The sequence below is a fragment of the Amycolatopsis sp. NPDC026612 genome, assembly GCF_040638285.1.
Lineage (GTDB): Bacteria > Actinomycetota > Actinomycetes > Mycobacteriales > Pseudonocardiaceae > Amycolatopsis.
The window spans coordinates 153,104-174,620 of the sequence record NZ_JBEZYB010000006.1 but is presented as its reverse complement, the minus strand read 5'-3'; the positions used below and the strand labels follow the sequence as shown (position 1 = coordinate 174,620).

Genomic DNA, 21,517 nt, shown 5'->3' with positions numbered 1-21,517 from the left:
GTGAGTGTCCCTGCCGTCGAGATCAGCGGGCTGGTCAAAAGCTACGGCTCCACCCGCGCGGTCGACGGCCTCGACCTGCGGATGGAGCGCGGCAGCCTGCTCGCCCTGCTCGGCCCGAACGGGGCCGGCAAGACCACCACCGTCGAGGTCTGCGAAGGGTTCCTGAAGCCTGACGCCGGCACCGTGCGCGTGCTCGGCTTCGACCCGGTGCGCGAGTCGGCGGCCCTGCGCCCCCGCATCGGGATCATGCCCCAGGGCGGCGGCGCGTACCCGGGCGTGCGGGCCGACGAGATGCTGCGGCTGGTGGCGTCCTGCGCGGCCTCGCCGCTGGACCCGGCCTGGCTGCTGGACGTCCTCGGGCTGGCCTCGGTGCGGCGGACGCCGTTCAAGCGCCTCTCCGGCGGGCAGCAGCAGCGGCTTTCGCTGGCGTGCGCCCTGATCGGGCGCCCGGAACTGGTGTTCCTCGACGAGCCGACCGCGGGCATGGACCCGCAGGCCCGGCGCGTGGTGTGGGACCTGCTGGGCGCGCTGCGCGCCGACGGCGTTTCGGTGCTGCTGACCACCCACCTGATGGAGGAGGCCGAGGCACTGGCCGACACCGTGGTGATCGTGGACCACGGCAAGGTCGTCGTCTCCGGCGCGCCGCAGTCGTTGACGATGGACGAGACCGGCAACGCGGGCCTGCGGTTCAAGGCCCGCACGCGGCTCGACACGGCGCTGCTGGCCGCGGCACTGCCGGAGGGCTACGCGGTGCGCGAATCGGCGCCGGGCACGTACGTGGTGGTGGGCTCGGTCGACCCGCAGGTCGTGTCGACGGTCACGGCGTGGTGCGCGCAGCAGGGCGTGCTGCCGGAGGAACTGCAGGTGGGCAAGCGGACTCTGGAAGAGGTCTTCCTGGAGCTGACCGGACGGGAGCTGCGGGCATGACTTTCGCCCCGGGCACTTTCACCCCGGCACCCGGCCGGGGGTCACTGGGCCGGATGCTGCGGACGCACGCGCGGGTCGAGGCGAGCCTCACCCTGCGCCACGGCGAGCAGGTGCTGCTGACGCTGCTCATCCCCCTGGCGTTGCTGATCGGCTTGTCGGTGCTGGACATCCTGCCCGCCGCGCAGCTGGGTTCGACGTCCAAGGTGAACTGGATGACGCCGCGGATCCTGGCGTTGGCGGTGATGTCGTCGGCGTTCACCGGCCAGGCGATCGCGCTCGGCTTCGACCGGCGTTACGGCGTCCTGAAGCGCCTTTCGGCAACAGCGTTGCCGCGGTGGCTCCTGGTCGCCGGGCGGCTCGCGGCGGCGCTCCTGGTGGTGGCCCTGCAGTCGGTCGTCCTGGGCGTGGTGGCGGCGTTCCTCGGCTGGTCGCCCTCGCTGTCCGGGCTGGCGTCGGCGGTGCTGCTGCTGGTGCTGGGAACGCTGGCGTTCGGCGCGCTGGGCGTCCTGCTCGGCGGGGCGTTGCGCGCCGAAGCGGTGCTGGCACTGGCGAACGTCGTGTGGTTCGTGCTGCTGCTGGCGGGCGGGATCCTGCTGGCGCCCTCTTCCCTGCCCGCGGGGCTGGCGCGCGTGGTGGAGCTGCTGCCGTCGGGAGCGCTGGCGGAGGGCATGCGAGCGGCGCTGGTGGACGGCTCGTTCGCCCCGGGGCCGATGGTGGTCCTGGCGGCGTGGGCGGTGCTCGCGGGAGCGCTGGCTTCGCGCACGACGAAACTCACCTGAGCTGTTTGTAAGGGCTTTGTACGGGTCCTGCACGGACGGGTAAAACTGACCTCACTGCGCGCGTTCGTTCCTGAGACGGTTCTCCGGTCCGGATCCGCACCCGAGGGGGCAGTACATGGTTTCGAAACTGCGCGTCACGTTGTTCATGGTGGTCATGCTCGCGGTGGTGATCGGGCTGATCGTCCTCCTCGCGTCGCTCGGTGTCAGCGCCTTCTGGGTCAAGACCGTCCCGATCGCCGTGCTGCTGTTCGGCAGCGTCTTCGCCCAGTCGATGGGGTTGTTCCAGAAGAAGGCCAAGAAAACCGAGTGACCTTGGTCCCTTGCGCCCCCTGAGCCGTTCTGGGCGCCGGGACCTGCCGAAAGCGGGTTTTCCCGGCGCTCTACCATCGATGCCGTGCCGTTCACCAGCCTCGTCGCCCGTTTGCCGTTTCCCTCCGCTGCCGCGCAGCGGGCCGTCGGGTTCGCCGCGGTCCTCGCGCAGGCGCTGATCGGCGTCACCGGCTCCATCGTGCGCGTCACCGGGTCCGGGCTCGGCTGCCCGACCTGGCCCGAGTGCGTCGCCGGCAGCCTGGTGCCGAAGCACGACTCCGGGATCGACGCGCTCACCCAGTGGATCGAGTTCGGCAACCGGCTGCTGACCGTCGTCGTCATCGTCGTCGCCGGCGTCGCCGTCCTCACGGCGTGGCGCGTGCAGATCGACCACCCGGAGCGCAAGCGCCTGGTCAAGCTGGCCTGGACGATGCCGGGCGGTGTCGTGCTGCAGGCCGTCGTCGGTGGTCTCACCGTGCTCGCGAAGCTGGAGTGGTGGACGGTCGCGATCCACTTCCTCGCGACGACCCCGCTCGTCTGGCTCGCCGTCCTGCTGCTGCGCGCGTTCCGCGAAGGCGACGAACCCGCCCGGCCGCTGGTCCCCGCCGCCGGCCGGGGAATCCTGGTCGCACTGGCCGCCGTGATGTGGCTCGTGCTCGCGGCGGGCACCACGGTGACCGGCGCCGGCCCGCACAGCGGCGACATCAACACCCACCGCCTCGACGCCCCGGTGGAGGCGCTCGCCCAGGTCCACGGCGGGCTGCTGGTGCTGTACCTGCTGCTGCTCGCGGTGTTCGGCCTCCAGCTGCTGCGCGTCGGCGCTCCGAAGAGCCTCTGGCAGCACTACACCTGGGTCTGGGTGGTCGCGCTCGCGCAGGGCGGCCTCGGTTCGCTGCAGTACGCGCTGGGCGTGCCGGAGGCCATGGTGTCGTTCCACGTCCTCGGCGCGATGGCGGTCATCATCGCGACGGCGTCGCTGTGGACGGCGAGCCGTGATCGCGGCCCGGTGAAGTCGCTGACAGCGGCGCCGCGGGAGCTCACCGCCGCCTGACGGCAACGCGGGCTTCACTCCGCGTCGGCGTGCGTGCCCCGGTCGTGTATTACTGTTCGCGACATGACCTCGCGCACCGCGCCCAAGCCGCTGATCTCCCACCGCCGCGGCACCGGCGAGATGATCGTGCTCAAGACCTTCCTGCTGGTGCCGTTCGTGGCACTCCTCGTCGCCGTCCCGCTGGTCTGGGGCTGGGGCATGTCCTGGGTCGACCTGATCCTCGCGGCGGCGTTCTACGTGTTCGCCACCCTCGGGGTGACCGTCGGCTTCCACCGCTACTTCACCCACGGCGCGTTCAAGGCCAACCGGCCGCTGCGGGTGGTACTGGCCATCGCGGGCAGCATGGCGGTGCAGGGCTCGGTGATCTTCTGGGTGGCCAGCCACCGCCGCCACCACGCGTTCGCCGACCGCGAGGGCGACCCGCACTCGCCGTGGCTGTTCGGCACCTCCCCGTCAGCGCTGCTGCGCGGCTTCTGGCACGCGCACATGGGCTGGATGTTCGGCCGCGAGGTGACCAACGCGGACCGCTTCGCCCCGGACCTGGTGGCGGACCCGGACGTGCGCTGGGTGAACCGCTACTTCTGGCTGTGGATCACCCTGAGCATGGCCCTCCCGGCCATCCTGGGCGGCTTGATCACGTGGTCCTGGTGGGGCGTGGTGACGGCGTTCTTCTGGGCGGGACTGGTGCGGATCGCGTTCCTCCACCACGTGACGTGGTCGGTCAACTCGGTGTGCCACCTGATCGGCGAGCGCCCGTTCGCGAGCCGCGACAAGGCGGCGAACTTCTGGCCGCTGGCCCTGCTGTCGATGGGCGAGTCCTGGCACAACTCCCACCACGCAGACCCGACGTGCGCGCGCCACGGGGTGCTGCGCGGACAGGTCGACGTGTCGGCGCGGGTGATCTGGGCCTTCGAGCGGCTCGGCTGGGCGACCGATGTGCGGTGGCCGCGGGCGGATCGGCTGGCCGCGAAGCGGGCACAGGCGAGCTCCTAGCAAAGAGATTCGAGGGCCCCGCCCCATCCTAACGGGCCATCAGTTACTCGAATGAGAAAGTGAAGCGCCCGATCGTGTCGACCGCCGGTCTGTACCGTGAGTCAACTTTCTTACAGCGAAGGAGACTCACGGTGAGCCAGGGCAACAGCCATCAGCCGAAAACGCCGAAAACGCGCGTGAAAGCGGCCGTGCTGGCCATGACGGCGATCGGGGCGATCGTCATTCACGCACCGGATGCCGCGGCAACGCCCACCCCGACGACGGCGACCCCGGCTACGGTCGTCGTCGCGCCGGTCATCGTCGCACCCGCCGCCCAACAAGCAAACACCACGCCAGTAAAAACGAATTCCCCCACAGCTCGCGGCGGCGGCGGGAACACGGGCAACAACTAGATCTCGGCACCTGACCCGCTCGCCGGCGAAAGAGCAGGAATGGATCCCTGTGACCGAACCAGCTTCGGTCACGGGGATTTCCATCGGAAAGCTATTCCGTAGCACTCCCGCGGGTGGCACCCGCCAATAAAGGTGTGTCGGACGAAACCGTCCTCGACGGCGAGCTGGTGTGGATCACCGTCCGGCGGCCGGCACCTTCGTTCGTATTCGGTTTGCTCCGCGTACCACCAGCAAACTTCGGGAACATCTTTCTCGTCGAAGACAATCTGAACGGTCAAGCCGGCGACCGGCCGACCGTCCGGAGCGCACACTCCGGGCGCGATGCCGTGATGGTCGACGTCGACGTTGATCCACTCGCGCGCCTCGGCGAGCTCCCCGTCGAGCGCCTCGGACACGAAGGCGTACCGCTCGTCCTGACGAAGCGGACGACGGAAGCGCAGCCGGGCGCGCACGGGGTCGCCTGGCTGCACGCCAGGTGAAGTGACCACCCGGCAGGCCCAAAGCGCCGTCACCGGGATCTCTTCCGGTTCGTGCGTCCAACCGGTCAGCGCGTGCACGTCGTAGCCGTCGACGCCGTCTTCGCAGGCGATGATGTCACGTTCCGTGATGCGGCGCCGCGCCGTTCGGCGGTGCATCACCACCGTGACGAGCATGCGCTCCACGAAGACCGGCTGCGCCCCTTTGGAAGCCGCTCGAGCCCGCCAGCCGCCGCGTTCGTCGCTCGCGACCGCCACCACCGCCCGCCCGACGTCGATGTAGAACCGCCAGCCCTGCTCGTCGAGCGAGACGAGCTTCTCCGCCAGGCTGCCGGCCAGGTCGACGACCGCCCGCCGCCAGGCCTTGTGCATCGGGGTGGTGGTGCTGGGTGGCGGATCGCCGAAGACGCCCCGCAGCCGCATCAGTTGCTTGAAGCGGTCGTCCAGCGTCGGCTTCCAGGTGGTTTCCCCGGGCGCGGGCGGAATCCGAAAGGCCGCCATCAGTGTGTTGCGACGGCGGGAGTCCCCTGCCGAGCCGAGCTTGCCGATCTCGTCGGCAATCAGGCCCAGCACGGCGAAGGCTCGCAATTCGGGCGTCTCGACGGACAACACCGCCGACGGCGCCACCAACGAGCAGAGCGCAGCGGCCGACTTGCTCGCCGGTTCATCGATCGCGTACCGGAGAAACCGGAGCGGTTCCCCCTCCTTGCGGGTCGCCAGCCAGCGCAGCGCGTCCTCGATCACCACGGGTGAAGCCACCTCGTGGACGCGCTCTCGGTCCGTCCTGATGGTCACGGCACCCTCCACCGACAATGATCGACAATTCCCCGGCAAGCCCGGACAACGGCGAGATCGGCAGCGACAGCCCTGCGGCGACGAGAAACTCGCCGCGAAAACAAAAGATCATTTCCGGTCCGCTCGGCCACCGGTCACCATTACCACAAGGCGTACTAGTACACCATCAAGAGGGGTAGAACAATGACCAAGGACGTAATCGGCAGATCGGATAGGTCGTCCCCCCACCGGGACGACGGCCGCGGATTACGCGAATTGATCAAAGCCGGCCTGGCCGGGATCGGCGGGCTTTACCTGGTCACCGGTTCGCTGGCCGTGACCGCGGTCGGAGCGGTCGTAGCGCTCGTCCTGGTGGCCATGCAAGTGCGCCAAGGAAGCTAACCGAGTGAGCCGCAACCGGTCAGTGCTCGTGTGAGCGCCGTGCAGTTCGAGATCGTCCTGGCCTTGAGGGTGGCGCCGGCTGACTCGATCAGCTGCCGGGCCCGTTCGGAGCAGGGACTGCCCGGGCGCGGGGTGCGGTCGCGGGATGGCGGCCGCACTCACTCCGTCAGGCCAGTTGCTGCCGCACCGCCGAAGCGAACCGCATCGCCGCGCTCGGGTCCGTGTGGCGGAAGCCCAGGGTCGGCTCCGTCAGCTCCAGCTCCAGCAGCAACGGCTTGCCGTCCGCCCCGCGCACCACGTCCACCCGCGCGTACAGCAGCTCGGCCCGCAGGATCCCCAGCAAAGCCGATGCCGCGTCCAGGACGTCCTCCGCCAAGGCCACCGCGTCGGAGGGCGGCTCGGCCTTGGCCAGCGTTTCGGCGAGGTACAGCCCGGCGGAGTCCATTGTGGATCCCAGCATCGCGCCCTTCGCGAACGTGTGCGAGTACAGCCCGCCCAGGTACACCAGCGCCAGCTCGCCCTCGGCGTCCACACTGGACTGGTAAGGCTGGATCAGTGCCGTGTGGCCTTCCGCATGCAAGGCGGCCACGTGCGAAGTAGCGTCCGCCCCGGCCGCGAACCGGGCCACGCCCCGGGAACCCGCGCCCACCGACGGCTTCACCACGAAGTCCGCCGAAGGGAACCGGGCCGCGTCGCCGGGCGAGACCAGCGAGGTGGGCACCACCGCCAGACCCGCGTCGAGCAGCTCCACCAGGTACGACTTGTCCGAATTCCACCGGACCACCTCGGCCGGGTTGAACAGCGCGGGTACCGACTCGCACCAGTCCAGGAACTCCGCCCGGCGATCCGGGTAGTCCCAGGTCGCGCGCAGGATCACTGCGTCCGCCGCGGAAAAGTCGAACCCCGAGTCCCACGGCGCCCACGACACCGAAAACCCCAGTGCCGACAAAGCCGGCACCACGGCGTCGTCGTCGCCGTCACCCGAAGGGAGCTCCGCGCAGCTGACCAGGACCGCGGCGGGGCTCACCGGCCCGCCATCTTGCGGCGGTGCTCCGGGCCGATCTTCGTCTGGTTGACCGTCTCCGCGTCCCACGTCGCCGCTTCGAGGTCCTCGACGGCCTCGATCAGGGCCTCGCCGGTCGCCACCGAAGGCACCACGACGTCACCCAGGGCGCCGTCGGCCCCGACGAGCACGACGCGGGCGCCCGCCCGGCCGATGTTCTCCACCACCGCGCGGGACGGCTTGCCGTGCGCCTTCACGAACTTGCGCGCCGCTCCAAGCTGCGCGCCGGACGGCGGAACGACCTTCTCTTCCGAATCCGAATCAGCCACGCCCGAACCATAGCCAACAACCCGCCGGAACGCGGAACAGCGTGGCCTCGGCCATAGTTGCACCCGGGAGAACCCGACCCGAGGAGGACCCATGCCCACCGCAGTGCAGGTGACGAAGACCGGTGGCCCGGAAGTGCTCGAACCGGCCGAAGTGGACGTCCGCGCCCCGCAGGCCGGCGAACTGCTGGTCGACGTCGCCGCGGCCGGCGTCAACTACATCGACACCTACCAGCGGCAGGGCCTCTACCCGATGGAGCTGCCGGTCGTGCTCGGCCTCGAAGGCGCCGGCACGGTCGTGGAGGCGGGGGCGGAGACCGGCTTCGCGCCCGGTGACCGCGTCGCCTGGCAGGGGTCGATCGGCAGCTACGCGGACCGCAAGCTCGTCCCGGCGTCGGTCGCGGTGCGAGTCCCCGAAGGCGTCTCCCTGGAGACCGCGGCCGCGACCATGCTGCAGGGCATCACCGCGCACTACCTGGTCGCCTCCACCTTCGAGGTCAAGCCGGGGCACGCCGTGCTGGTGCACGCGGCCGCCGGCGGTGTCGGCCTGCTTCTCGTGCAGCTGGCGAAGGCGCGCGGAGCCCGCGTCATCGGCACTGTGTCGACCGAGGAGAAGGAGAAGCTCGCCCGCGAAGCCGGTGCCGACGAGGTGATCCGCTACGACCGCGAAGACTTCGCGAAGATCACCCGCGAACTGACCGGCGGCGAGGGTGCCGACGTCGTCTACGACGGCGTCGGCAAGGACACCGTCGACGGCAGCCTGGCCAGCCTGAAGGTCCGCGGTCTGCTCGCGCTGTTCGGCGCCTCCAGCGGCCCGGTGCCGCCGCTGGACCCGCAACGCCTCAACTCCGGCGGCTCGCTGTACCTGACCCGCCCGACGTCCGTGCACTACACGCGCACGCGCGAGGAGATCGACTGGCGGTCGAAGGAGCTGTTCGACGCCATCCTCGCCGGTCAGCTGAACGTCCGCATCGGCGGCAAGTACCCCCTGGCCGACGCCCGCAAGGCTCACGAGGACCTGCAGGCCCGCCGCACCACCGGCAAGCTCCTGCTCATCCCCTGACAGCCGGAGGCCGCCGCGGGGGTTCCCCGCGGCGGCCTTCACCCACGTCAGGCGGCGGAAACGGAAACCGCGTCGGTGACGAACACGAGCGTCTCGTTCGGCTTGATGCCGGTGCCGCCCTCGCCGTAGGCCAGGTCCGGCGGGATGATCAGCAGCCGGCGGCCGCCCTGCTTGATGCCCACCAGGCCCTGGTCCCAGCCCGGGATGACCTTGCCGGCGCCGAGGGCGAGGGCGAACGGCTTCTGGCCGAACGAGCTGTCGAGCACCTGCTTGTCCGACCACGTCACCAGGTGGTAGTTCATTTGGAGCTGCTGCCCGGCCTTCGCGCCCTCGCCGGTGCCCTCGGACAGGTCCTTGGTGATCAGCTTCTTCGGCGGGTCGCAGTCGTCCGGGATGGTGATTTCCGGCTTTTCGCCGAACTTCCCCGTCGTCTTGATGTCGTCGGCGGTGCACTCGCGGCCCTTGCTCTGGGTCGCCGGCGCGGCGCTGGACGGCGGTGCGGCCGGCCCCGGCGGGGCCGCCGTCTCGGCCTTGGGGGCCTGGCCGCACGCGGCCAGCGACAGCGCCGCCGCGGCGACGACCACGATCTTCCCGATGTTCTGCATGCCGGGCACCCTAGCCAAGCACGGAGAGTGCCGGCACCTCGTCACCGGTGGAAACCACGCCGAGCCGCCGGGTCGCCCGCGTCAGGGCCACGTACAGGTCGTTGAGCCCCCGCGGCGAACCCGCGACGACCTCGTCCGGTGCGACCAGCACCACGGAGTCGAACTCCAGGCCCTTCGAGCGCTCCACCGTCAGCACGCTCAGCCGTTCGTCGTGCGAGCCGAGCAGTGCGGAGACCGCGGAAAACCGGCTCGCGGGCACCAGGACCGCCACCGTGCCACCATCCACTTCGGACAGCTCACGCGCCACCAGCTCCGGCAGCGAAGCACGGAGGTCGGCCGAGCGCACCGACCAGGGCGGGACACCGGTCTCCCGCACCGAAGACGGCACCGACAGGCCGGGAGAAACCTCCGCGAGCACCCGCGCCGCGACCGCCATGATCTCGGCGGGCGTGCGGTAGTTCACGGTCAGCTCTTCGAGGCGCCACCGATCCTCCACGTATGGCGAGAGCACCTCGCCCCACGACCGCGCGCCGCCGGCCGCGCCGGTCTGGGCCACGTCCCCGACCAGCGTCATCGAGCGGTTCGGCGACCGCCGCATCAGCAGCCGCCAGTCCATCGCCGACAGCTCCTGGGCCTCGTCGACGATCACGTGCCCGAACGTCCAGGTCCGGTCCTGCGCGGCCCGCTGGGCGGCGGTCAGCTCGCTGCGCGCCTGCTGGCGTTCGGCGAACAGCTCGGCGTCGAGGACGTCGGAGACGCGCAGCAGCTCCTCGTCGATGATCTCCTCGTCCTGTTCGAGGATGTCGAGCACGCCCTCGGCGTACGCGCGCTGCTCGCGCTCACGGCGTTTGCGCTCGACGCGGGCCTCGGTGTCGTCGACGCCGATCAGCTCGGCCAGCTCGTCGAGCAGCGGCACGTCGGCCGGCGTCCACTTCGCGTCGCGGCCGCTCTCCAGCAACCCGCGGTCCTCCTCCGTCAGCAGCTTCCCGGCCGCGCGGGAGAGGCGTTCGCGGTCGGCGAACAGGTCGTCGAGGACGCCTTCCGGGGTCAGTACCGGCCAGAGTTCGTCGAGGGCCGCGGCGACGTTTTCGTCCGCGGCCAGCTCGGCGCGGATGTCCGCCAGGTCCTGGCCGTCGAGGAGGTCGTCCCCCAGCTTCCGCGCGGCCTGGCGGGTCAGCGCGTCGAGGACGTCGGAGACGAACAGGCGCCGGGCCGGGTTGTGCGGCCGCCGCGAGCGGCGGGCCCGGGTGCGGGCGTCGGTGCACGTCTTGCGGTCGAGCTTGAGGACGTCGTGCTCGTACTCGATCTCCAGCACCGGCTCGGGCACGCGCTGGCGGTCGCGGACGGCGTTGGCGAGCACCTCGGCCAGCACGAGCCGCCCCTTGACCTCGGTCGTTTCGCGCGGCTCGGCACCGTCGGCGGTCAGGCCCGGGTAGAGCTGGCCGATGGTGGCGAGGAGCACGCCGGTCTCGCCCAGCGACGGCAGCACCTGGCCGATGTAGCGCAGGAACGTGCTGTTCGGGCCCACGACGAGCACGCCGCGGGTGGTGAGCTGCTGGCGGTGCGTGTAGAGCAGGTAGGCCGCGCGGTGCAGCGCGACGGCGGTCTTGCCGGTGCCCGGGCCGCCCTGGACGACCATGACGCCGCCCAGCGGGGCGCGGATGATGCGGTCCTGCTCGGCCTGGATGGTCGCGACGATGTCGCTCATCTCGCCCGTGCGGCGTTGCTCCAGCGCGGCCAGCAGCGCGGCTTCGCCGGCCAGCCCGAGGTCCTGGCCCTGGTCGGCGGCGGTGAGGTCGAGGATCTCGTCGTCGAGGCCGGTGACCTTGCGGCTCAGCGAGCGCAGGTGCCGTCGCCGGCGCACCCCTTCGGGTGACGCGGCGGTGGCCAGGTAGAACGGCCGTGCGACGGGCGCGCGCCAGTCGACGAGCAGCGGCCGGTAGTCGTCGTCCTCGTCGAACAGCCCGAGCCTGCCGATGTAGGTCGTCTCTTCGGCGCTCTCGGGGACGAAGTCGAGCCGCCCGAAGGCCAGCCCCTGCTCGACGGAACCGAGCTGGGCGAGCCGGTCGGTGTAGAGGGTCGTGGCGACGTCGCGCTCGGTGCGGGCCTGCGGGGTGCCGCCGGTCTGCCGCAGCGTCTCGTCGAGACGGCGCTGGGCTTCGAGGCGCTCGGCGTCGAGCTTCGTGTAGAGGGTGGTGACGTACGCCTGCTCGCGGGCGAGCTCGGCGGAGAAGTCGTCCGGGGAGACGGACAAGAGCATCCTGCTTTCGCCTCAAGGAAAAGGGCCGGACAAGTCTAACGGCGACCGCCGCGGGATCATTCCGCGCCGAGAGCGCAGTACGGGGACACCTCGGCGGGCGGGACGACCGCGGGCACCTCCCGCTCCCCCGGTTCGCACGACACGCTCGCCGGGGACAGCTGCTCGCCACCGGTGATCCGGCCGACGGCGTCGCGGAAGATCGCCGCGGCTCCGCGGCTGGTCAGCGCCCAGCAGTTCGCCGAACGGTAACGCACCCCACCGGGTACGACGGTGGCGGTCACGGGGGTGTAGCCGCCCAGGCTCTCCGGCACGAGCCAGCTGACCGGGCCGAGCGTGGGCCGGTCGAGGACGACCCCGATCCGCTGTCCCGGCGTGAGCAGCGGCACCTCGACGGTCCGGGAGCCGGCCGTCACGGGGATGCGGTAGGCGGCCAGGGTGCTGGTGTTCTCCAGCACGGCGGCGCCCGGTCCCTGTTCGGCGACGCGGACGGCGCCGCCGTCGGGGGCCGGCCCCGGCAGGGCCGTGATCCGGGCCGGGATGGCGCAGCCGCCGGTGAGCAGGCTCTCGTCGAGGGCCGGCAGCTTCCCGCGGCCGAGGAGGACCAGCAGGCCGAGGACGACGACCGCGGCGACCGCGGTCCCGATCCGTCTCAGAACGGCAGGCCGAGGGTCGGCAGGCCGATCGCCGAGTCGACGGCCAGTGCCACGAACACGATCATCAGGTACGTGTTCGACCGGTGGAACAGCGCCATCGGCTTGGTCTCTTCACCCCGCCGCACCGCCGCCTGCAGGCTGTGCGCGTAGAAGAGGAACCAGCCGCCCGCCAGGATGGCGAACGTGCCGTACAGCCAGGACGTCACCGGGAGCAGCAGCAGCGTCCACGCCACCATCACCCACGAGTAGATGACGATCTGGCGGGCGACGTGCTGGGCGGTGGCGACCACCGGCAGCATCGGGACACCCGCGCGCTCGTAGTCGTCGCGGTACTTCATACCCAGCGCCCACGTGTGCGGCGGGGTCCAGAAGAAGATCACGCCGAACATCACGAACGCCGGCCACTGCACCGTGCCGGTGACGGCGGCCCAGCCGATCACGACCGGCATGCAGCCCGCCGCGCCGCCCCAGACCACGTTCTGTGACGTGCGCCGCTTGAGGCCGAGCGTGTAGACGAAGATGTAGAAGAGGATCGTCGCGATCGCCAGGATCGCCGAGAGCAGGTTCACCGTGAGGTAGAGCACGACGGCCGAGGCGACGCCCATCACGAGACCGAAGATCAGCGCGCCCCGGCGGGGTACCGAGTCCTTCACCAGGGGGCGGCGCTTGGTGCGGTTCATCACCTTGTCGATGTCCGCGTCGATCACGCAGTTGAGCGCGTTCGCGCTGCCCGCGGCCATCGTCCCGCCGACCAGCGTGGCCAGGACCAGCCACGGCGAGGGGATCTGACGGCCGGCGAGGAACATCGCCGGGATGGTGGTCACCAGCAGGAGCTCGATCACCCGCGGCTTCGCCAGCGCGGCGTAGGCGCCGACGAGTCGACGCAGGCTTCGCCGGTCACCCTGCGGTCGTTCACCGGTCGGGTGCACGGCGCTGGTGTCGTCACTGCGTCCGTGCGCAGCGTTCACCAACGACATTTCACTCCCTGCGTCAGGTTCGGGCGGGCAAGTCCGGGTAGGCAGTGGTGGTGCCGCGCAAACCTGCCGAACTGAACCCTCGAACGATGTTAGACGTGGTGAATCCCGTGGGTGATCGCGGGTCCTCGACCGGCCCAAGCACTAGGCTGGCCGCCACGGACCGCGATTGCCCCTGCGCATGGCCGCGAGCAGGAATATCGTCCCTTCGGGATCGATTGAGATAAGTAAGCGCGCGCATGGGTAACCGGAACGAGGAAGACCAGCCGCAACCATCATGACCGGGAGTTGGAGTTCAGTGTCCGAAACCGCCACTACCAGCGAGAACAACCCACTCCTCCGGCGCAACACGCCCGCCGACTGGACCGACACCGACACCCGCGCCGTGGACACCGTCCGGGTGCTCGCCGCGGACGCGGTCGAAAACTGTGGCAGCGGCCACCCCGGCACCGCGATGAGCCTGGCGCCGCTGGCCTACACGCTGTTCCAGCGCACCATGCGGCACGACCCGAACGACCAGCACTGGCCGGCCCGCGACCGCTTCATCCTGTCGGCGGGTCACTCCAGCCTGACCCTCTACATCCAGCTGTTCCTCGCCGGCTACGGCCTCGAGCTCGAGGACCTCAAGCAGCTGCGCAAGTGGGGCTCGAAGACCCCCGGCCACCCCGAGTACCGCCACACCGACGGTGTCGAGACCACGACCGGCCCGCTGGGGCAGGGCCTGGCGAACGGCGTGGGCATGGCGATGGCCGCCCGCCGCGAGCGCGGCCTGCTCGACCCGGACGCGGCGCCCGGCGAGAGCATCTTCGACCACCACATCTACGTGATCGCCTCCGACGGCGACATCGAAGAAGGCGTCACCTCGGAGGCCTCGTCCATCGCGGGCCGCCAGGAGCTCGGGAACCTGATCGTCTTCTACGACGACAACAAGATCTCGATCGAGGACGACACCAACATCGCGCTGTCCGAGGACACCGTGAAGCGCTACGAGGCCTACGGGTGGCACACCCAGGTCGTCGAGGGCGGCGAGGACGTCGTCGCGATCGAGGAGGCCATCGAGGCCGCCAAGGCCGAGACGCAGCGGCCGTCGTTCATCGCGCTGCGGACCGTGATCGGCTACCCGGCGCCCAAGAAGATGGGCACCGGCAAGGCGCACGGCGCCGCGCTGGGCGGCGAAGAGGTCGCCGCGGTGAAGAAGATCCTCGGCTTCGACCCGGAGCAGTCGTTCCAGGTCGAGGACGACGTGCTCAAGCACACCCGCCAGGCCGCCGAGCGCGGCCGGGTGGCGCACGCCGAATGGACCGAGAAGTACGACGCGTGGGCCCAGGCCAACCCGGAGCGCAAGAAGCTGGGCGACCGGATGGCCACCCGCACCCTGCCCGAGGGCTTCGCCGACAACCTGCCGAAGTGGGAGCCGGACGCCAAGGGCATCGCCACCCGCAAGGCCTCCGGTGAGGTGCTGAACGCCCTCGCCGAGCCGCTGCCGGAGCTGTGGGGCGGGTCGGCCGACCTGGCCGAGAGCAACAACACGACGATGAAGGGCGCCGACTCGTTCGGGCCCGAGAAGGCCGCCACGGACATGTGGCAGGCCACGCCCTACGGCCGGACGCTGCACTTCGGCGTCCGCGAGCACGCCATGGGCTCGATCCTCAACGGGATCGCGCTGCACGGCGGCACCCGTCCGTACGGCGCGACGTTCCTCATCTTCTCCGACTACATGCGCCCGCCGGTCCGGCTGGCCGCGCTGATGAAGGCGCCGGTCACCTACGTGTGGACGCACGACTCGATCGGTCTCGGCGAGGACGGCCCGACGCACCAGCCGATCGAGCAGCTCTCCGCGCTGCGCGCGATCCCGGGTCTCAACGTCGTCCGCCCGGCGGACGCCAACGAGACCGCGTACGCGTGGAAGGCCGTCCTGGAGGACATCCACCACCCGTCCGGCCTGGCGCTGACCCGCCAGAACGTGCCGGTGCTCGAGGGCACCAGCGCCGAAGGCGTCGCGAAGGGCGGGTACGTCCTGGCCGACGTGGATGACGCTGTCGGCACCCCGGACGTGATCCTGATGGCCACCGGCTCCGAGGTGCAGCTCGCCGTCGAGGCGAAGAAGACCCTCGAGGCCGACGGCGTCAAGGCGCGCGTCGTCTCGATGCCGTGCGTCGAGTGGTTCGACGCGCAGGACGCGGCCTACCGCGAATCCGTCATCCCGGCCGCCGTGAAGGCCCGCGTGTCCGTCGAAGCGGGCGTCGCGCAGTCGTGGCACCGCTTCACCGGTGACGCCGGGGTGAACGTTTCGATCGAGCACTTCGGCGCCTCCGCCGATGCCGCCACACTGTTCCGTGAGTTCGGGTTCACCGCGGAAGCAGTCGTCGAGGCCGCCCGTCGCTCGATCCAGAACACCAAGAATTCCTGAAGGGGATGACAGTAATGAGCAACGACAAGCTCGCGGCACTGTCCGAGGCCGGTGTATCGATCTGGCTGGACGACCTCTCGCGTGAACGCCTGAACACCGGCAACCTGGCGGACCTGATCCGCGACAAGCACGTCGTCGGCGTGACGACGAACCCGACGATCTTCGCGAACGCGATGTCGAAGGGTGACGCCTACGACGAGCGCACCCGGGAGCTCGCGGCCCAGGGCGCCGACGTCGAGGCGACGATCCGGGACCTGACGACGACCGACGTGCGCAACGCCGCAGACCTGTTCCGCGACGTCTACACCGCCACGAACGGCGTCGACGGCCGGGTCTCGATCGAGGTCGACCCGCGCCTGGCCAAGGACTCCGACAAGACGGTGGTCGAGGCGCAGGACCTGTGGAAGACCGTGGACCGGCCGAACGTGCTGATCAAGATCCCGGCCACGGAAGAGGGCCTGCCGGCGATCACGAAGACCCTGGCCGAGGGCATCAGCGTCAACGTCACGCTGATCTTCTCCGTCGAGCGCTACAAGAAGGTCATCGAGGCCTACTTCGCGGGCCTGGAGCAGGCGAAGGCCAACGGCCACGACCTGCGCGGCATCCACTCCGTCGCGTCGTTCTTCGTCTCCCGCGTGGACACCGAGATCGACAAGCGGCTCGAAGCGATCGGCACCGACGAGGCCAAGGCGCTTCGCGGCAAGGCCGCCGTCGCCAACGCCCGCCTCGCCTACGTGGCCTTCGAGGAGCTGTTCGCTTCGGACCGCTGGAAGGCCCTCGCGGCCGACGGCGCGAACGCGCAGCGGCCCCTGTGGGCCTCGACCGGCGTGAAGAACCCGGACTACTCCCCCACGCTCTACGTCGACGACCTCGTGGTGAAGAACACCGTCAACACGATGCCGGAGAAGACCCTCGACGCCGTCGCCGAGCACGCCGATCTCCAGGGCGACCGGGTCAGCGGCCACGGCAAGGACGCGCAGGAGGTCTTCGACAAGCTCGAGGCCGTCGGCATCGACATCACCGACGTGTTCCTGGTGCTGGAGAACGAAGGCGTCGAGAAGTTCGAGAAGTCCTGGACGGAACTGCTCGAGACCGTCAAGGGCCAGCTCGAGAGCGCGAAGGGCTGAAGCACGACATGACGACAGGGGAAAAGACCGGCGTCGAGATCGTGGACGCCACACTGGCGGAGCGTGCTGCGCCCCTGGTCGAGCGGCTGGTCACCGACCAGGCCGCGTCGAAGCTGGCGGCGCAGGACGCCACGCTCTGGGGGCCGGACGCCGAATCCGAGGCGTCGATCCGGCTGTCGTGGACGACGCTGCACAAGTCGTCCCGGCCGCTGATCGGCGAGATCGAGGCGCTGCGGACCGAACTGCGCTCCGAAGGTGTCGACCGGGTGGTGCTCGCCGGCATGGGCGGCTCGTCGCTCGCACCGGAGGTCATCACCGGCACCGACGACGTCGCGCTGACCGTGCTCGACACCACCGACCCGGGCCAGGTCGCCGACGCACTCGCCGGTGACCTCGAGCGCACCGTGATCGTGGTGTCGTCGAAGTCGGGCGGCACCGTCGAGACGGACAGCCACCGGCGGATCTTCGCGAAGGCGTTCACCGACGCGGGAATCGATGCGGCACGGCGGATCGTGGTCGTCACCGACCCGGGCTCGCCGTTCCAGGAGCTGTCCGAAAAGGAGGGTTACCGCAAGGTCTTCCTCGCCGACCCGCACGTCGGCGGCCGCTACTCGGCGCTGACCGCGTTCGGGCTCGTCCCGGCCGGCCTCGCCGGCGCGGACGTCGCCCGCCTGCTCGACCAGGCCGCCTCGGTGGCCGAGGAGCTGGCCGCGGACTCGGCCGACAACCCGGGGGTCAAGCTGGCCGCCGCGTGGGCCGCCGCGCACGAAGCGGGCGCGGAGAAGGTCGTGCTGGCCGACTCCGGTTCCGGCATCAAGGGCTTCCCGGACTGGGCCGAGCAGCTGATCGCCGAGTCCACCGGCAAGCAGGGCACCGGGTTGCTGCCGGTCGCCGTCGAAAGCACCGAGGCGCCCGGCTTCGCCGACGCGAAGTCGGACGCCACGGCGGTCGCCGTCGGCCCGGCGAAGGGCGCGGCGAAGATCGCCGTCACCGGCTCGCTCGGCGCGCAGCTCCTGCTCTGGGAGTTCGCGACGGCGCTGGCCGGCCGGCTGCTCGGGATCAACCCGTTCGACCAGCCCGACGTCGAGACGGCGAAGAAGGCGGCGCGTGCGCTGCTGGACGACCCGGAGAAGCTGAAGGGCGGCGAGACGGCGTCCAATGTGGACGGTCCGGTCGAGATCTTCGGCAGCGACGGCGTGTCCACCGACGGCAGCCTGACCGACGTGCTCCGCGCGCTCTTCGCTTCGACGCCGGACGCGGGCTACATCGCGGTGCAGGCCTACCTCGACCGCCTCGACGACGCGTCGACCGCGTTGCTACGCCCCGAGATCGCCAAGCGCACCGGGAAGCAGACGACGTTCGGCTGGGGACCGCGGTTCCTGCACTCCACCGGCCAGTACCACAAGGGCGGCCACCAGAACGGCGTGTTCCTGCAGCTCACCGGCGCCGTCGAGCAGGACCTCGACGTGCCGGACCGGCCGTACACGCTGGGTCAGCTGCAGCACGCCCAGGCCCTCGGCGACGGGCAGGTGCTCGCCGAGCACGGCCGCCCGGTGCTGCGCCTGCACCTGACCGACCGGGCCGCCGGGCTCGCGGCCGTCGTCCGCGCGGTACAGGAGGCCGGCGCATGACCTGGAGCAACCCCCTTCGCGATCCGCGGGACAAGCGGCTCCCGCGGATCGCCGGGCCGTCCAGCCTGGTGATCTTCGGCGTCACCGGCGACCTGGCCCGCAAGAAGCTGATGCCCGCCATCTACGACCTGGCCAACCGCGGCCTGCTGCCCGCGGGCTTCTCGCTCGTCGGGTTCGCCCGCCGCGACTGGGAGCACCAGGACTTCGGCGAGCTCGTGCACGACTCGGTCAAGGAGCACGCGCGGACGCCGTTCAAGGAGTCGGTGTGGAACCGGCTCGCCGAAGGCATCCGGTTCGTCCAGGGCACCTTCGACGACGACGACGCCTTCGACCGGCTCGCGCAGACGGTCCGCGACCTCGACCACGAACGCGGCACCGGCGGCAACACCGCGTTCTACCTGTCGATCCCGCCCGGCGCGTTCCCGGTGGTGACCAAGCAGCTGGCCCGCTCCGGGCTGGCGAACGCCGACGAGAACACCTGGCGGCGCGTCGTCATCGAGAAGCCCTTCGGGCACGACCTGAAGAGCGCCGAAGAGCTCAACGCGATCGTCAACGACGTCTTCCCCGAGGAGTCGGTGTTCCGCATCGACCACTACCTCGGCAAGGAGACGGTGCAGAACATCCTGGCGCTGCGCTTCGCGAACCAGCTGTTCGAGCCGATCTGGAACGCCAACTACGTCGACCACGTGCAGATCACCATGGCCGAGGACATCGGCCTCGGCGGCCGCGCGGGGTACTACGACGGCATCGGCGCCGCCCGGGACGTCATCCAGAACCACCTGCTGCAGCTGCTGGCCTTCACCGCGATGGAGGAGCCGCTGTCGTTCGACCCGCGAGCCCTGCGCGCGGAGAAGATCAAGGTGCTCTCGGGCACCAAGCCGCTCGGCCCGCTGAGCAAGACCACCGCGCGCGGCCAGTACGCGGGCGGCTGGCAGGGCGGCACGAAGGTGCCCGGCCTGCTGCAGGAAGAGGGCTTCGCGAAGGACTCGAAGACCGAGACCTACGCCGCGGTGACCCTGGAGGTGCAGAGCCGCCGCTGGGCCGGGGTGCCGTTCTACCTGCGCACCGGCAAGCGGCTCGGCCGCCGCGTCACCGAGATCGCGATCGTGTTCAAGCGGGCGCCGCACCTGCCGTTCGACTCGACGTCGACCGAGGAGCTGGGGCAGAACGCCCTGGTCATCCGGGTCCAGCCGGACGAGGGCATCACGCTGCGGTTCGGCTCGAAGGTGCCGGGGACCACGATGGAGGTCCGCGACGTCACGATGGACTTCGGCTACGGGCACGCGTTCACCGAGTCCTCCCCCGAGGCCTACGAACGCCTGATCCTCGACGTCCTGCTGGGCGAGCCGTCGCTGTTCCCGGTGAACGAAGAGGTCGAGCTCTCCTGGAAGATCCTCGACCCGATCCTCGAGCACTGGGCCAAGGAAGGCGCGCCGGAGCAGTACGCGCCGGGTACGTGGGGGCCGCCGTCCGCCGACGAAATGCTGGAGCGCACCGGCCGGAAATGGAGGCGCCCGTGATCATCGACCTGCCGTCCACCACGACTTCGGCACTCAACAAGAAGCTGGTGGAGATCCGCGAACAGGGCGGCCAAGTCGCGCTCGGGCGGGTCTTGACGCTGGTGATCGTGGCCGACGACGACGCCAACCTCGAAGAGGCCATCGAAGCGGCCAACGGCGCGAGCCGCGAGCACCCGTCGCGGGTGATCGTGGTCGCCAAGGGCGCCCGCACCGCGGCGCCGCGGATCGACGGCCAGATCCGGGTCGGCGGCGACGCCGGCGCGAGCGAGGTCATCGTGCTGCGGCTCTACGGCCCGCTGGCCGCCCAGGGCCAGAGCGCGGTCGTGCCGCTGCTGCTGCCGGACGCCCCGATCGTCTGCTGGTGGCCCGGTGCCGGCCCGAAGGACCCGGACAAGGATCCGCTCGGTGAGCTGGCCCAGCGCCGGATCACCGACTCGGCCGCGGAGAAGAACCCGGTCAAGGCGCTGACCACGCGGGCGAAGGCGTACACCGAGGGCGACACCGACCTGGCCTGGACGCGGCTGACGCACTGGCGCGCCCAGCTCGTCTCGGCGCTGGACCTGCCGCCGTACGAGAAGATCACCGGTGCGACCGTGACCGGCGAGGCCGACTCGCCGTCGACCGAGCTGCTCGCCGCGTGGCTGGCCGAGTACCTGAAGGTGCCGGTCAAGCGGGTCAAGACCTCGGGCGCGGCCGGGATCATCTCGGTGACGCTCGATCGCCGTTCGGGCGCGGTGGAGCTGCACCGGCCGGACGGGCGCGTCGGCACGCTGACCCAGCCGGGCCAGCCGACCCGGCGGATCGCCCTGCAGCGGCGCAGCACCCAGGACTGCCTGATCGAGGAGCTCCGCCGGCTCGACCCGGACGAGGTCTACGAGGCTTCGCTGCACGGCCTCGCCAAGATCACGTCCGGCACGAACGGCAAGCCGGCCGCGCCGCCCAAGGCGGACGTCACCTCGCCGGCGGCGGCCGCGGCCGCCTCGGCTCCGGCGGGCAAGGCCGCCTCGGCTCCCGAGGGCAAGGCCGAGGGCAAGAAGAGCGCCTCATGAGCAAGACCGAGGTCGTCGTCTACGCGAACCAGGACCTCCTGGCGGCCGCCGCGGCCGCCCGGCTGGTCACGCGGCTGGTGGACGTCCAGGCGGCCAAGGGCTCGGCGTCGCTGGTGCTGACCGGCGGCGGCACGGGCATCGCGGTGCTGGCGGAGCTGCAGGCGTCCTCGGCCCGCGACGCGATCGACTGGTCCCGCCTGGACATCTACTGGGGTGACGAGCGGTTCGTCCCGGCCGATTCGGACGAGCGGAACGAGAAGCAGGCCCGCGAGGCCCTGCTCGACCACGTCCCGCTGGACCCGAAGCGGATCCACGCGATGGCCCCTTCGGACGGCGAGTTCGGCGACGACGTGGACAGCGCTGCCGCGGCGTACGCGGACGCCCTGGCGGCGAACGCGGGCCCGGAGGACCACGGCGACGTGCCGTCGTTCGACATCATGCTGCTGGGTCTCGGGGGTGAGGGGCACACCGCGTCGGTGTTCCCGGAGTCCCCGGCGGTGTACGAAACCGAACGGTCGGTGGTGGCGGTGCGCAACTGCCCCAAGCCCCCGCCGACCCGGATTTCCCTGACGCTGCCGGCGATCCGCCGGGCCCGCGACGTGTGGCTGATGACGGCGGGCGAGGCCAAGGCCGACGCCGTGGCGCTCGCGCTGGCGGGTGCGGGCGAGGTGCAGCTGCCGGTGGCCGGGGCTCGCGGGCATCGCCGGACGCTGTGGCTGCTCGACCGCACGGCGGCGGGCAAGCTGACGAAGGTTTACCAGCCGCCGACGGCTTGAGCGTTCTCTTCGAATGA

Annotated in this window: 20 protein-coding genes; 13 read left to right on the top strand and 7 right to left on the bottom strand. The window is 70.7% G+C overall.

What is annotated here, in order from left to right; translation table 11 throughout:
* The 6 genes from AB0F15_RS09215 (at window position 1) to AB0F15_RS09190 (ending at window position 4,451) form a co-directional block, all read left to right on the top strand.
* Window positions 1-927: an ABC transporter ATP-binding protein gene (locus tag AB0F15_RS09215; RefSeq protein ID WP_360267599.1), complete on the top strand. Its 927-nt coding sequence runs from the start codon at window positions 1-3 to the stop codon at window positions 925-927.
* Complete coding sequence (locus tag AB0F15_RS09210) at window positions 924-1,706, top strand: ABC transporter permease (protein WP_360267597.1); 783 nt, start codon at window positions 924-926, stop codon at window positions 1,704-1,706. The genes AB0F15_RS09215 and AB0F15_RS09210 overlap by 4 nt, the downstream gene beginning before the upstream one ends.
* Window positions 1,707-1,821: 115 nt before the next feature.
* Window positions 1,822-2,016, top strand: a complete 195-nt coding sequence (locus AB0F15_RS09205) for a hypothetical protein (protein ID WP_360267594.1) — start codon at window positions 1,822-1,824, stop codon at window positions 2,014-2,016.
* 84 nt (window positions 2,017-2,100) lie between these two features.
* Window positions 2,101-3,066 (top strand): COX15/CtaA family protein, encoded by a 966-nt coding sequence (locus tag AB0F15_RS09200; RefSeq protein ID WP_360267591.1) that lies wholly within the window; start codon window positions 2,101-2,103, stop codon window positions 3,064-3,066.
* 63 nt (window positions 3,067-3,129) lie between these two features.
* Entirely contained in the window at window positions 3,130-4,059 is a 930-nt protein-coding gene (locus tag AB0F15_RS09195) for a fatty acid desaturase (protein WP_360267588.1), read from the top strand.
* 131 nt (window positions 4,060-4,190) lie between these two features.
* A complete protein-coding gene (locus AB0F15_RS09190) occupies window positions 4,191-4,451 on the top strand; it encodes a hypothetical protein (RefSeq protein WP_360267585.1) in 261 nt (86 codons plus the stop codon).
* A 68-nt stretch (window positions 4,452-4,519) separates the two neighbouring features.
* Here the strand turns inward: AB0F15_RS09190 and AB0F15_RS09185 are convergent, their stop codons facing one another.
* The 3 genes from AB0F15_RS09185 to AB0F15_RS09175 all read right to left on the bottom strand — a co-directional run bounded on the left by AB0F15_RS09185 (window position 4,520) and on the right by AB0F15_RS09175 (window position 7,435).
* Window positions 4,520-5,722 (bottom strand): hypothetical protein, encoded by a 1,203-nt coding sequence (locus tag AB0F15_RS09185; protein ID WP_360267583.1) that lies wholly within the window; start codon window positions 5,720-5,722, stop codon window positions 4,520-4,522.
* 547 nt (window positions 5,723-6,269) lie between these two features.
* Complete coding sequence (locus AB0F15_RS09180) at window positions 6,270-7,130, bottom strand: hypothetical protein (protein WP_360267580.1); 861 nt, start codon at window positions 7,128-7,130, stop codon at window positions 6,270-6,272.
* Window positions 7,127-7,435 (bottom strand): hypothetical protein, encoded by a 309-nt coding sequence (locus AB0F15_RS09175; protein WP_360267577.1) that lies wholly within the window; start codon window positions 7,433-7,435, stop codon window positions 7,127-7,129. Before AB0F15_RS09175 ends, AB0F15_RS09180 begins: the two co-directional genes overlap by 4 nt.
* Window positions 7,436-7,526: 91 nt before the next feature.
* Between AB0F15_RS09175 and AB0F15_RS09170 the strand changes: the two genes are divergently transcribed.
* A complete protein-coding gene (locus AB0F15_RS09170) occupies window positions 7,527-8,495 on the top strand; it encodes a quinone oxidoreductase (RefSeq protein WP_360267574.1) in 969 nt (322 codons plus the stop codon).
* A 47-nt stretch (window positions 8,496-8,542) separates the two neighbouring features.
* On the opposite strand, the gene AB0F15_RS09165 is transcribed toward AB0F15_RS09170, so the two are convergent.
* The 4 genes from AB0F15_RS09165 to AB0F15_RS09150 all read right to left on the bottom strand — a co-directional run bounded on the left by AB0F15_RS09165 (window position 8,543) and on the right by AB0F15_RS09150 (window position 12,990).
* Entirely contained in the window at window positions 8,543-9,100 is a 558-nt protein-coding gene (locus tag AB0F15_RS09165) for an FKBP-type peptidyl-prolyl cis-trans isomerase (RefSeq protein ID WP_360267571.1), read from the bottom strand.
* Window positions 9,101-9,110: 10 nt separating this feature from the next.
* Window positions 9,111-11,360: an AAA family ATPase gene (locus AB0F15_RS09160; protein ID WP_360267568.1), complete on the bottom strand. Its 2,250-nt coding sequence runs from the start codon at window positions 11,358-11,360 to the stop codon at window positions 9,111-9,113.
* A 56-nt stretch (window positions 11,361-11,416) separates the two neighbouring features.
* Complete coding sequence (locus AB0F15_RS09155; RefSeq protein ID WP_360267565.1) at window positions 11,417-11,815, bottom strand: hypothetical protein; 399 nt, start codon at window positions 11,813-11,815, stop codon at window positions 11,417-11,419.
* Window positions 11,816-12,009: 194 nt separating this feature from the next.
* Window positions 12,010-12,990 (bottom strand): heme o synthase, encoded by a 981-nt coding sequence (locus tag AB0F15_RS09150; protein WP_360267562.1) that lies wholly within the window; start codon window positions 12,988-12,990, stop codon window positions 12,010-12,012.
* A 295-nt stretch (window positions 12,991-13,285) separates the two neighbouring features.
* On the opposite strand from AB0F15_RS09150, the gene tkt reads away from it, so the two are divergent.
* The 6 genes from tkt to pgl are packed head-to-tail and all read left to right on the top strand — an operon-like array spanning window position 13,286 to window position 21,500.
* Window positions 13,286-15,397, top strand: coding sequence for a transketolase (gene tkt, locus AB0F15_RS09145; protein WP_360267559.1), 2,112 nt, complete (start codon window positions 13,286-13,288; stop codon window positions 15,395-15,397).
* Between the two features lie 14 nt (window positions 15,398-15,411).
* Entirely contained in the window at window positions 15,412-16,524 is a 1,113-nt protein-coding gene (gene tal / locus AB0F15_RS09140; protein WP_360267555.1) for a transaldolase, read from the top strand.
* 8 nt (window positions 16,525-16,532) lie between these two features.
* Entirely contained in the window at window positions 16,533-18,155 is a 1,623-nt protein-coding gene (locus tag AB0F15_RS09135) for a glucose-6-phosphate isomerase (protein WP_360267552.1), read from the top strand.
* On the top strand, window positions 18,152-19,675 hold the full coding sequence (gene zwf / locus AB0F15_RS09130; RefSeq protein ID WP_360267549.1) for a glucose-6-phosphate dehydrogenase: 1,524 nt from the start codon (window positions 18,152-18,154) through the stop codon (window positions 19,673-19,675). The genes AB0F15_RS09135 and zwf overlap by 4 nt, the downstream gene beginning before the upstream one ends.
* A complete protein-coding gene (gene opcA / locus AB0F15_RS09125; protein WP_360267546.1) occupies window positions 19,672-20,724 on the top strand; it encodes a glucose-6-phosphate dehydrogenase assembly protein OpcA in 1,053 nt (350 codons plus the stop codon). Before zwf ends, opcA begins: the two co-directional genes overlap by 4 nt.
* Window positions 20,721-21,500: a 6-phosphogluconolactonase gene (pgl, locus tag AB0F15_RS09120; protein WP_360267544.1), complete on the top strand. Its 780-nt coding sequence runs from the start codon at window positions 20,721-20,723 to the stop codon at window positions 21,498-21,500. Before opcA ends, pgl begins: the two co-directional genes overlap by 4 nt.
* The last annotated feature ends 17 nt before the right edge of the window (window positions 21,501-21,517 follow it).

What these genes read in the sequence shown, in the direction of transcription:
- AB0F15_RS09210 (WP_360267597.1), top strand. Translation starts at nt 924, where the DNA reads ATGACTTTCGCCCCGGGCACTTTCACCCCGGCACCCGGCCGGGGGTCA.
- AB0F15_RS09205 (WP_360267594.1), top strand. Translation starts at nt 1,822, where the DNA reads ATGGTTTCGAAACTGCGCGTCACGTTGTTCATGGTGGTCATGCTCGCG.
- AB0F15_RS09195 (WP_360267588.1), top strand. Translation starts at nt 3,130, where the DNA reads ATGACCTCGCGCACCGCGCCCAAGCCGCTGATCTCCCACCGCCGCGGC.
- AB0F15_RS09170 (WP_360267574.1), top strand. Translation starts at nt 7,527, where the DNA reads ATGCCCACCGCAGTGCAGGTGACGAAGACCGGTGGCCCGGAAGTGCTC.
- AB0F15_RS09165 (WP_360267571.1), bottom strand. Translation starts at nt 9,100, where the DNA reads ATGCAGAACATCGGGAAGATCGTGGTCGTCGCCGCGGCGGCGCTGTCG.
- AB0F15_RS09160 (WP_360267568.1), bottom strand. Translation starts at nt 11,360, where the DNA reads ATGCTCTTGTCCGTCTCCCCGGACGACTTCTCCGCCGAGCTCGCCCGC.
- AB0F15_RS09150 (WP_360267562.1), bottom strand. Translation starts at nt 12,990, where the DNA reads ATGTCGTTGGTGAACGCTGCGCACGGACGCAGTGACGACACCAGCGCC.
- tal (WP_360267555.1), top strand. Translation starts at nt 15,412, where the DNA reads ATGAGCAACGACAAGCTCGCGGCACTGTCCGAGGCCGGTGTATCGATC.
- AB0F15_RS09135 (WP_360267552.1), top strand. Translation starts at nt 16,533, where the DNA reads ATGACGACAGGGGAAAAGACCGGCGTCGAGATCGTGGACGCCACACTG.
- zwf (WP_360267549.1), top strand. Translation starts at nt 18,152, where the DNA reads ATGACCTGGAGCAACCCCCTTCGCGATCCGCGGGACAAGCGGCTCCCG.
- pgl (WP_360267544.1), top strand. Translation starts at nt 20,721, where the DNA reads ATGAGCAAGACCGAGGTCGTCGTCTACGCGAACCAGGACCTCCTGGCG.